The sequence below is a fragment of the Pectobacterium brasiliense genome, from assembly GCF_013449685.1.
Classification (GTDB): domain Bacteria; phylum Pseudomonadota; class Gammaproteobacteria; order Enterobacterales; family Enterobacteriaceae; genus Pectobacterium; species Pectobacterium brasiliense_A.
This window is the reverse complement of record NZ_JACDSF010000049.1, coordinates 1-10,874: the sequence shown is the minus strand read 5'-3', so window position 1 is coordinate 10,874 and position 10,874 is coordinate 1. Positions and strand designations below refer to the sequence as shown.

8 protein-coding genes are annotated in these 10,874 nt (G+C 57.0%); 2 read left to right on the top strand and 6 right to left on the bottom strand.

Going from position 1 to position 10,874, the window contains the following annotated elements:
- Positions 1-3: 3 nt before the first annotated feature.
- Positions 4-1,056 (bottom strand): site-specific tyrosine recombinase XerC, encoded by a 1,053-nt coding sequence (gene xerC, locus H0248_RS17905; protein ID WP_180786939.1) that lies wholly within the window; start codon positions 1,054-1,056, stop codon positions 4-6.
- A gap of 59 nt (positions 1,057-1,115) precedes the next feature.
- Positions 1,116-4,013 (bottom strand): CHC2 zinc finger domain-containing protein, encoded by a 2,898-nt coding sequence (locus tag H0248_RS17900; RefSeq protein ID WP_180786938.1) that lies wholly within the window; start codon positions 4,011-4,013, stop codon positions 1,116-1,118.
- Between the two features lie 100 nt (positions 4,014-4,113).
- On the opposite strand from H0248_RS17900, the gene H0248_RS17895 reads away from it, so the two are divergent.
- On the top strand, positions 4,114-4,503 hold the full coding sequence (locus H0248_RS17895; protein ID WP_180786937.1) for a helix-turn-helix domain-containing protein: 390 nt from the start codon (positions 4,114-4,116) through the stop codon (positions 4,501-4,503).
- 75 nt (positions 4,504-4,578) lie between these two features.
- Positions 4,579-4,803, top strand: coding sequence for a SymE family type I addiction module toxin (locus tag H0248_RS17890; protein WP_180786936.1), 225 nt, complete (start codon positions 4,579-4,581; stop codon positions 4,801-4,803).
- 55 nt (positions 4,804-4,858) lie between these two features.
- On the opposite strand, the gene H0248_RS17885 is transcribed toward H0248_RS17890, so the two are convergent.
- The 4 genes from H0248_RS17885 to tssI all read right to left on the bottom strand — a co-directional run.
- Positions 4,859-5,128 carry a DUF7660 family protein gene (locus H0248_RS17885; RefSeq protein WP_110164326.1) on the bottom strand — a complete coding sequence of 90 codons (270 nt, stop codon included), beginning with the start codon at positions 5,126-5,128 and terminating at the stop codon, positions 4,859-4,861.
- 1 nt (position 5,129) lies between these two features.
- Positions 5,130-9,368 carry an RHS repeat-associated core domain-containing protein gene (locus H0248_RS17880; RefSeq protein ID WP_240351930.1) on the bottom strand — a complete coding sequence of 1,413 codons (4,239 nt, stop codon included), beginning with the start codon at positions 9,366-9,368 and terminating at the stop codon, positions 5,130-5,132.
- Positions 9,361-9,804, bottom strand: a complete 444-nt coding sequence (locus H0248_RS17875) for a DUF1795 domain-containing protein (protein WP_180786935.1) — start codon at positions 9,802-9,804, stop codon at positions 9,361-9,363. Before H0248_RS17875 ends, H0248_RS17880 begins: the two co-directional genes overlap by 8 nt.
- A 28-nt stretch (positions 9,805-9,832) precedes the next feature.
- A partial coding sequence (gene tssI, locus H0248_RS17870) for a type VI secretion system tip protein TssI/VgrG (protein WP_180786934.1) occupies positions 9,833-10,874 on the bottom strand: 1,042 nt, incomplete at its 5' end.

The window sequence follows — 10,874 nt, the reverse complement described above, 5'->3', positions numbered from 1 at the left end:
GAGCTACTTTTTGTGACTGCCCGCTGATAGCAGGCTGTCCGGCGTAGACGCGTCCTGCTTCTTCTTACGCCGGGCTGTCTGCTTCCGCTCTGCCGGGTGCGTCTGTTCATGCACTTTCTGTAAGTGACCGATAGCGACCCGCGTGTAGATTTGCGTCGTCTCCAGCTTCTCATGGCCAAGTATCGCCTGGATATGTCGCGTATCCGCGCCGTTCTCCAGCATCTGCGTCGCCATCGAGTGCCGGAACACATGGCACGCCCCCGGTTTATCAAGGTGACCCGTTTCCCGGATGGCTTTCCCTGCCATCTGCGTCAGCGTCACCCGTGCCAGTCCAGCCCCTTTGTGGCTGATAAACAGATGGCCGCTGTCATAGCGTTTCGCCAGTTCAGGTCGCGCATGGTTCAGGTAGCGTACCAGCCACTTGCTCGCCCGTTCACCCAGCGGCACCACCCGGTCTTTATTCCCCTTGCCCTGACGCACCACCATCACCCCCCGGCTCAGGTCGATATCGTTCAGCATCAGGCTCACCGCCTCCGCCCGCCGGATACCGCTGCTCCACAGCACTTCCAGTATTACCCGGTTACGCAGGCCCAGTACCGTGCCGCTTTCCATCGCCTGCAACACGCCGCCGGTTTCTTCCACGCTCAGCACCTGTGCCGGTAGCCGCTTTTCCTCTTTCGGCAACGTCAGCATCTCCGCCGGGTTGTACAGGATAACGTGACGCTTCAGTAGCCAGCGGAACAGCATCCGGATACCCGTCAGGCGGTTAAGCTGACTGCCCGCCGTTAACGGATGGCCGTCCGCCTTGCGGTAACCTCGCAGCCAGCGCTGATACCCCTCCAGCACCGCCAGACTCACCTGCGGCGCGTGGTTCAGCCCTCTGTCTTCACACCACGCCACGAACGGCAGCAGCCGCTCCCGGTAACTCTCCTGCGTCCGGGCGCTGTAGCCGGCGGCGCTCAGGTGTTCAAGGTAATGCCCGGTGTGCTGGCGTAACGTCTGCGTCTGGCGGCTAAGGTAAAGGACTTCCGGGCTGGGTGGTTTTGGCTGGCTCATAGCGCTGCGTCCTGCGTGGTGAGTGGGGGTAAAGCGGGATAACGGCACGACTTATGGCACTACGGTACGACAGGCTTATCGTGTGGTGCCGGAACAGCGCTTTTACCGTTAACCCGACTTGCGGCAGATGAACCCTTATCGGTTGCGGCTTGGCGCGGTTTTACTGACCCAGACTTAGCCCCGACCTGGGGCAGACTTGACCCAGACTTGCCATTGCCAGCCCCAGACTTGCGCGAGTCGTACCCGTCTTTTTCATCCAGTTCCGGCTCGATTAACCCGCACAGGTGCGCCCCTTCCGGCACCGTGCCATCCCACAGCAACTCGTATTGCAGCAGGTGCCCCCGGCTGCCGCCATGAACCAGAAGGTATTCCATTTCAGCCAGTCGCAGGCAGTGCAGCTTAAGCTGACTGTCACTCCACTGCGTCGCGTTGCGGATATCCCGCCGGGTAAAGCGCACCTCGCCCGGTTTTTTGCTCTGCGTATGCGCCAACTGGTTCACCATCCCCTGTATCAGCAGCAACAGCTTTCTGGTCTGTGGCGGCATTTCGTCCAGCGTCCGGCCTAATATCTCGTGCGCTAACCGGTTCGCCAGCACGATATCCGAGCGCTCGACCTCGATGTACTCGATAACCGTGCCACGGTGTTCAACCTGTTTTACTTCCCGCTGATACTGGTGCAACAGCGCGATGCTCTGTATCAGGGTGAGGTACTTCATATGGTCGCGGCGCGTGCGCGTCTTGTCGCTCAGGAACGTGAGCTGACTGGCGAACGGGTTCACCACCTTTAACGGTTTCAGTAACCGCTGGGCGTTCTGGTGCAGTTCCGTCAGCCAGCCTTTCTCGCTCTCCATCAGCAACCCGGCCAGCGTCTGCTTGTGGCGCTGCAACGCATGTATCGCTTCCGTCTGTTCGCGGGATTCGTTGACGGTGAGAACCAGACAACGGTTTAACAGCTCTTCATCCACGTCGATGGCCGTGGTGGTCAGCATCAGCATCACCGGGCCTTTCACCGTGTATTGCTTCGTCACCAGATTGCCCGTCGCCTCGTCCTTACCGGTGCTGGCGATGGTCAGTTCCCCGTCACTCTGCAACAGCTTCAGCGCATAGGCGGCTTGCCTGACGCCTTCTTCTTCGGCGATGGCCAGTATCTTGTGTTGCAGGTTGGTTTCCCCCAGATAGAACAGGCTCTGGCCGGTCATCGCCGAGTATTGCAGGCGCTCTTCCGGCGGTATCAGGTTCAGCACCGCATCCATCAGTGAGGATTTTCCCGCCGCACTGGAGGACTGGATTAACACCGCTAACGGCCTGTCCAGCTTGCGCGATACTGCGGCTAAGTAACCCGCCACTAAGTTGGTCGATTCGCCCACCACGCCACAGGCGGCCAGGTCATCCGTCAGCCTGCCGATAAGGTTCGGGTCACGAAGTAACGCCAGCGCCGCCGCTTTGGCGTCGTCATCCAGTTCCGGCACGGCGTCACTGGCGGTGTCGGGTTGAGCAAGGTGGGTTTCCAGTGCCAGCAGTACACGGCCTAAGCGGCGTTTGAGGTCGCTTTCCGCTAACCCCAGCTCACCGGCCGCCAACCGCGCATAACCCGCCCGGCTCCGCGCGCTCATCATGTCCACGCTGTCCGCGAACACCACGCCGCTTTCGGTGTCCAGCACCTGCGCGTTCACCTTCATCACGCCGCTGCCCGCTTTCACCGAGGCCATGCCCCGGATGCGCCACTGCTGGCCGGATAACGCGATGTCAACTTCACCGCCCGGCAATGCTTCAACCACCACCCCGGCCGCTAAAGAGGAGGCGGGTTGAGGCGGTTTTTCAGGCTGTGGCGTGGTTTTCCGTTGTGGCACGGATTCAGGTTCAGCACTGACCGCCTCTCCCATCGCCATTGCGCCTTCTACCGCCGCACGGAACGCCACTTCCGGCTCCGCGACTTTACACAGGTATTCATTGGCATCCATCCCGGCAGGGAACACCACACGGAACGGTGTGATACCGTCAGCCGCTAACGCAGAAGCCAGTTTCACCGCGCCTTCATCGCCTGCCGCGTCGTTATCGAACGCGATTAGCACCTGTTTTACGCCATGCCGGATAAGCGCCTGCCGCATCTCATCGGTAACGCCGTTTACCCCATAGGCCGCTGTCACGTTGCGATAACCCGCCACCCAGAACGACATCGCATCGATAAGCGATTCGCACAGGATGACCGTTTTACCTGCCGCTAACGCCTGCTCGTTCCACACCCCGCCGTGCGGCCCCGGCAGGTACAGGTGCAGCGGGGTGCCTTTGCGTAACTCATTGCTGACCTTGCGCCCGTACAGTTCACGCACCTGACCGTTAAGGTCGATAACCGGCACCACGAACGACCCCGCCAGATGTTCATGCCCGGACGAACGCAGTATTCCCAGCGCCTGCAACTGCCCCCGGATGGCCGCGCCGTCTTTCAGTTTTTTCGGTGGCAGACGGTAGGCCAGCGTGCGGTTGGCGAACCCCAGTTTAAAGGCAGCGACTAACTCAGGATGATTCAGGCGGCGTTTCTCCAGATACGCGATAGCCTCCGGTGCGTTCAGCAGCGTGTGGTGATAGAACTCGGTAACACGATGCAGTAACGCCTGCCGCTCTTGTTCATTCGCGATATCCGCCACAGGTGGCAACGGTGCCGCCGCGGGCACCACACCGAGTTCACTCCGCAGGCGGTCAGCCGCCCGATGCAGGCTTAAGCCTTCCGTTTTCATCACCCAGTCCAGCACCGAGCCGCCCGCATCACAGCCAAAGCAGTGATACAGGTTCTTCTCCGGGCTGATAACGCAGGACGGGGTTTTCTCCTGATGGAACGGACACAGCACCACCCAGTCCTTGCCGCGCCTGAACACCTGCCGCCCCTGTGAACGCACCACGTCCACTAACGGCACGGCGGCTTTGAGGTGCTGCAACTCGGATTCGGGGATGCGGGCCATTTCTGTGTCCTTTTAAAAACCTGTCAATAGACATTGAAGTGGCATTATTAAAGTACTAGTATGTGTACATCGTCAAGGGCTTTTTAGAGGAAGGGGTACAATGACCATATCTTTTCAAGACTGGCTAAGTGAGAACGGTATGGAGATCTTTGCAACCCGCCTGCGAGAAGCACGAGAAGCCCGCAACATGACACAGGCAAGGCTGGCCGAACTGCTGGATGTTAATCGCAGGGTTTACAATAGATGGGAACGTGGCGCATCTGTGCCACAACTCGACACCGTGGTTAAGATTGCACAAGCGCTACAGATGAGTGTTGATGCACTGGTTGGACTAGAGAAGCCAGAAGCGCCTAAGATTCATAACCCTAAGCTACAGGCACTTTATTCACAGATGGATTCTCTTTCTGATGAAGATCAACAGGCGCTAATCGTGCTGATGGACAGTTTAGTAACCAGAACGAAGATGGCAAAACTGATAACAGGGCAATAAGGTTTTTATCGCGGCGCTGATGTGCTGGAACACACCAACGCCGCTCACCACAAGCAACTAACAGGAGTAGTTACTATGGCTAAGGCACATTCTAAGTCAGGCGTCATCGTTAATAAAGCAACCAAAACAGAACGTTACTACACGGTGGGATATGCCCCGCATAATGGCAGGCCGAACCCACCGTCCGCCATCAACCTTAAAGGCCGCTGGCTCGAAGAGTCAGGATTTATGACGGGGATGCCGATAACGGTGACGGTTGAGCGGGGAAGGATAGTGATTGAGACGGAGATTAATCTGTAGACGGCGGCTAATAAAAAGCCGGAAGGATCACTGGGGTCGCTTCCGGATTATTTTATTATTCATATATCTTTGCAGCTTGTAATATGTCAGCCAAGCCTGCCCAGTCGATATTAGGCTCTGGTCTATTCATATTTTTGTAAAACCCATCCATATCTTCAATCCATGATGCCATCGCTTCCAAATAAGTAGGAAGATCATTGTTTTCCCATTTGTTGGGATTTTTTCTTACATCATTAGCCAAAAAATTAATCAACTTTACGATGTCTTCTTTATTTTTTACTGGAGCTTTAACTAAATCCATAGCTGGATGAAAATGATCATTCATATCAACCTCCTATAATCTGCTTTATGCCGTTGCCTAGTTTTAAAATAATACTTTCTCCGTTGGTTTTCGTGGTCATCTTCCACATTTGGCCTGCTATTTCTTTAGATGTAGCCCATTGTACTGGTACTTCATTAAGGCCAGCTATTTTAAATGCAGCTAAACGGCGATGGTCCAGTGTCCATATTTTCCCTGAAGGATCTTTCCATACTTTGATTGCAGGTAAATCAGACGGTTTCAATGAGCCATTAGATAGAGCTTTAGCATTATCTAAGACAGTATGAGCGCCGGTTTGATTTTTAATAGAGCTTTGCATGAAATGAATATCTTTAGGATTTAAACTACACCCAGCCAACCCCAGCGGATCAACCCATGTAATCGGATTTTGAACGTAAGCATACAGGTTTTCACCCCCCGCTATCCCTATCGGGTCTGGCGAGATATAACCACCACCACTTGGTTCATAATACCGAAATCTGTTATAGCACAAGCCACTTTCCGCGTCACGGTACTGACCCGCAAAGGCTAGTCCCGGATCGAGATTTTCAGCATTATCTGTATAACGCTGGCCCCATAAGTTGGTGCGCGGAGCCTGCCAACGCAGTTCGCCTTGAGGGTTGAAGATGGCCTGCGGTTCACCATTATGGCCACTGGTGACAAAATCCGTTTCCCAGCTCCCCTCCACAGTTTGGCGCTGCTGTACCAACAGCTCCCAGCCGTTGTGTACCCAGTGGCGGCGGCTGATAAGCCGGTTGTCACGATGGTGGCGCACTTCGGCAATCTGGTCGCCGTCCCACAGGTAGTGAATATCTTCAGCTTTCTGGTCACAGCGTTTGCCAATGCGCCGCCCGAACGCGTCGTAGTTGTAGAGCCAGCGTTCGCCGTTCGGTGTGTCGACTACCCGTAACTGATTACGGCTGTCCCAGCGGTAGTGCCATACCTGCGGCCGATAACCCGGCTGTACCACCTGTTTGCGTATCAGCCTTCCGGCCTTGTCGTACTGGTAGTGAGTGTTGTCCTGTTGGGTCAGTCGTCCGGCCTGCCATTCGGTCAGTCTTGTCGTGTCCTGTGGCAGCCCGTTACGGGTGTAGCGGTATTGTTCTTCGGTGTTAACAGTGCGACCCGCGCCACCGCTCAGTACAGACAGTACCCGCCCGCTGGCATCGAGTTGATAGCCTGCCGCCTCGCGGTTGCGCCGGGTGCCGGTCAGGTTGCCCGCGCCGTCGTACAGGTATTCCCCGGTCTGTACCGGTTGCAACCGACCGTCAGCCATCTGGCCGCTCATTTCCCGCGTCAGCCAGCCCATTGCGTCGTATTCACGCTGCTGCGTAAAGCCGCCCTTGCTGTGGCGGATAGATTCACGTCCAGCGGCATCATGCGCCAGCGTCAGCTCCGCCCCGTCCGGTAGCATGACCTGATGCAGTTCGCCTGTGGCGCGGTAATGGAAGGTGCTGGTGAGTGCCGCGCTGTCTTCTTCGCCTTTCCATGTCAGTGTCCGAGTCACGGTGTGTACAGTATCGTCAAACAGTCGGGTGATAAGTGTGCCGTTCAGCCACTCCCGCACTACTCGGTCACGGAGGTCATATTCCAACTGGATATGGTTGGTCGCAGACGTCACGTCGATAAGCCTGCCTGCCGCATCGTAGCGGTAGTGCAGCATATCGTCTGGTGCCGTTTCTTTTATCAGTAATCCGCGCCCGTCGCACAGGAAGTGGCGGATTTCTCCTTCGCCATTGCGAACGGCGATGCAGTGGCCGTCTTCGTCATAGCCGTAGTGGGTCTCCGTACCCGCCATGTCCCGTTCGCGGATAACCCGCGCATCGGCATCCAGCCACCACTGCCACTGGTTACCGTCCGGTGCCGTGATACACACCAGTTGCTGACTTTCCTTGTCATACTCGTACTGCCAGGTGCGACCTGCCGCATCGGTACGTGACGTCAGCAAATCAAACGCGCCGTAGGTTTGTCGCCACACCGCACCGTTGCCGTCGGTATAGTTCAGCAGGTTGTTGTGTTTGTCGTACTGGCGCTGCTCTTGCTTGTCGTCCGGGCGCAGCAGTTGCTCCGGCAGCTTCCAGCTTGCACGACGATAACCCAGCCGATAGGTTGATCCATCCGGTCGTGTCCAGGTGGTCAGCCTGTCCTGCTGGTCATAACGCAGTTGCTGGGTACGGGACTCCGCATCTGTGGCACTCAGCAGGCGCTGACGGTGGTCGTAAAACAGGCTGGCCTGTACCTGGCCGTTATGGTCGCTGACTTCAGTCAGCAGGCCGTAGCGATTCCAGGCAAAACGCACTTCGCTGTTGTCCGGTCCGGTCAGGCTCTGCGGGTTGCCCTTGCTGTCGTACTGCCATGCCCAGTGGCGCCCGAGTGGGTCAGTAATACCGATAAGCCGCTCATGGTCGTCGTAGGCGTACTGCCATTGGTGGCCGCTGCCGTCGGTGAAGGTGCTGACCAGTCCGGTATCATCCAGATAGGCAAATTCCACCACCCGGCCCGCCGGGGAGATTTCCCGCAGCAGATTGCCCACATCGTCATACTCATAGCGGGTGATATGGCCGAGCGGGGATGTCTCCCACGCCATCAGGTGCAGGTCATTGAAGCCATATTCACTGCGTTGGCCTAGCCCGTCAGTCATCACCACACGGTCTGCCAGGTACTCAAACTTCGCCGTCAGGTAGCCGTCGGCACAGGTGGTGTAGATACACCTGCCTTGATGGTCATACTCATAACGCGCCCAGGTTTTGTCGTTGTCGTGCCAGCGAGTCAGACGATGATGGTTGTCATACTCGTAGAACAGGTGATAAGCATGGGAGGCATCTGCCTCGACCAGTCGGCCTTGCTCATCCTGACGGTATTCGGCCAGCACAGTTTTCTGACCACCGTCAATGCGCTGCACCTGGCGCAGAAATTCCCCCTGCCATACCAGCAGCAGCTCGATGCCGTCGCTGTGCTGTATCTTGCGCAGGTAGCCTTTGGGGTCGCGGAGAAAGTCGATTCGGTTCTGGTGGTTGTCGGTAATCGCTGACAACAGTAACTGGTCACCCTGTTTGACGGTAAAGGCTCGCCAGGTCTGGCTGTCGCGGTGCCACAGGTGAAAACCGTTATGCCGTCGCAGCAGCTTGAATTCGGGGTATTCGGCGCAGTACACCACGGTGGCACCGAGCCCGAAGGTGAAATCAATGTCATAGCCCTGTGCCAGCGTGATAGTGACATGGATGCCGCGCTCATCCTGACTAACGGTAGCGACCTCGCTCCAGCTATCCTGCCAGCCACGGCCTACTAATCCGGCATGTAAAGAGGCGGTACGATAAGTACGTTCGAACACCATCGGGATAGTTTGTCCCAGTTCGATATCAGTGCGGCTTTCAATCACCTCACCGCTGGCGACATACACCGGGTCTTTCTTGAAGGCTTTGGCCGCTTGTGTCACCCGCGCCCGGCCCTTGTTCGCCTTAAATGCACGGGTGGCGCAACGTGTCTTTTGCCTGAGACGCTTACCAGCCCAAAGTGCACCAGCGCCCAGTCCTTTCATCACCGCTTTGGGGCCGCGAAAGAATAACTTCCCCAACCCGCGAAACAGGCCACGGGTCGGCGGCACCAGAAATTCCACCGCAATCAACAGCGCTTTCTGCCAGCCGCTGAACTCGTCCTGTATCTCCAGTACGGTAGCCTGACCGGAACCAAAGAACACCGTTGATGCCCCCTCTTTGATGGTGGCACCACACACGGTTTTATCACCAATCCGTGCAGCCGGATGACCGTTCACAAAGACGGTCTCGCTGCCCTGCGCAATCAGTTGCGGACCGTTGTGTTTGGTGCAGAGAACGACATCGACTTCAGCACGGGACACCGGACTCCCTTCCACCGACACATTCGGTGAACCACTGTCCACTTTCCCTGCAGGCGGTGAGGCACTGTCCACCATGGCGGATACCCGACCACTGACCGCCGATATCAGGCTTCCCGCCCCCAGCACCGCCAGCCCACCGACCACAGCAATCGCCAGTCCGCCGGTGACGCCCACCAGGGCAACGGCCACCGCCGCGACCGCAGCAGCGACCAGCGCCCCGGCAACGGCACCGAGCAGCGCCCCCAGAAAGCTGCTGTGCTTGATAGGCTTGCCCGGCGAGGTCGGCGGCGAGCCGCTACCCAGTGTCGGTAAGTCGGGTGGCAGCGTGGGCCGATTGCCCGCGTGCATAGCGCCGACACGCGCAATACGGGCCAGAATTTCATCACGCATCGCCGCTCTCCATCCCCTCCGATGTGGCAGGCTCAGCAGCGTTGAAGGTCTCGATCACCGCCAATAATGCTTTTTTACGTTCATCACTCAGCACGTCAGCGGCAGTAATGGTGAACGTCAGCAGCAGGTTGCCACGTACCTGCATCACCACCACCTGATGCATCTGGCCTTCCGGTGACTGCCAAGTGTATTCCAGCGCCGGGGCTGGCGCGCCCGACAGTGTCAGTTCCCACGATTGCACTTCTTTATAACCATTGAGATGGGTAGAGAACTGCTCCAGCGTTTTCTGATACACCCCATCTGGCGTCTGACCGGGTTCGGTCGGGGTGCGGTTAACCACCAGATTGGTGGTTTCATCCGGCAAGACAAAAACGTGCAGGGATTCATCGCGCCACTGCGCAGGAATGGCCAGGATGCCTTCGTTCATCTGGTACATGTTCACGTGTCCTTGTTGTTCTTGTTATTCAGTTCAGGTCGATTTGCTGGCCGTTGATGACAATGTGGGTACCCTTGATATTGATGACCCCGTCAGCGCCGATACCAATAAACCCCTTGTCAGTGGCTATCAGGATGTCCCCCTTCTGCGACTGGATAGCGATGTTGTTTTTCACCTGAAGGCTGTCGTTGTCATCCACGACCGTGTTACGGTTTTTGGTCACGGCGATACTCTGCTGCCCCTGGATTTCAGTGGATTGGTCTTTCACTACCGATACCGCCTGATTGCCACCGACGCTTTCGGTGTGATCAGCGGTCACAGTCGTACTACGGTTATTCAACACCACGGTGTTCATGTCTTTCTGGGCATGGATAAACACCTCTTCCTGCCCGGCCTGGTCTTCAAAACGCAGCTCATTGAAACCCGCGCCCTTGTGCGTTGACGTACGCAGCGAGGTACGTGTCTTGTTCGCCGGCAGTGGATACGGCGATGGATTGGTGGCATGAAAGGTTCTGCCCGTCACAATGGGCTGGTCCGGGTCGCCTTCAAGGAAGCTGACAATCACTTCATGGCCGATACGCGGGATGGCTATCAGGCCGTACTGACCGCCCGCCCAGCCCTGGCTAACGCGTACCCAACAGGAGCTCTGGTCGTCACTGGAGCCGTAGCGGTCCCACGGGAATTGCAATTTGATGCGACCATATTCGTCACAGTAGATTTCCTCACCCGCCGGGCCGACAACGGTGGCAATTTGCGGACCATCGACCATCGGTTTGTACGGTAAATCGGCACGCCAGGTACTTTTGGCACTGATGACCTCAAAGCTGTTGCTGTAGGTGGTCGGTTCACCGCCGCTTTCTTCTTCCAGAGCCTGCGGCTGCTGCCCGCTGTGGGTGATGGCAACCAGTTGCCAGCCACTATTCAGCGTCGGATTAGGATGTTCGGTTAAGGTAAAACTGCTGCCGGGCATCAGCATCGCGGCATTGGATTCACCCGAGCCTGTCATCGCATTCGCGCGTAACGCATCCAGCCGATAGCCGGTAAAGGCCTTACCGCTTGGGTCTTGTTTG

Bases quoted from the DNA above. Each gene is read 5' to 3' on its own strand.
- H0248_RS17880 (WP_240351930.1), bottom strand. From the start codon at position 9,368: ATGCGTGATGAAATTCTGGCCCGTATTGCGCGTGTCGGCGCTATGCAC.
- H0248_RS17895 (WP_180786937.1), top strand. From the start codon at position 4,114: ATGACCATATCTTTTCAAGACTGGCTAAGTGAGAACGGTATGGAGATC.
- H0248_RS17885 (WP_110164326.1), bottom strand. From the start codon at position 5,128: ATGAATGATCATTTTCATCCAGCTATGGATTTAGTTAAAGCTCCAGTA.
- xerC (WP_180786939.1), bottom strand. From the start codon at position 1,056: ATGAGCCAGCCAAAACCACCCAGCCCGGAAGTCCTTTACCTTAGCCGC.
- H0248_RS17900 (WP_180786938.1), bottom strand. From the start codon at position 4,013: ATGGCCCGCATCCCCGAATCCGAGTTGCAGCACCTCAAAGCCGCCGTG.
- H0248_RS17875 (WP_180786935.1), bottom strand. From the start codon at position 9,804: ATGTACCAGATGAACGAAGGCATCCTGGCCATTCCTGCGCAGTGGCGC.
- H0248_RS17890 (WP_180786936.1), top strand. From the start codon at position 4,579: ATGGCTAAGGCACATTCTAAGTCAGGCGTCATCGTTAATAAAGCAACC.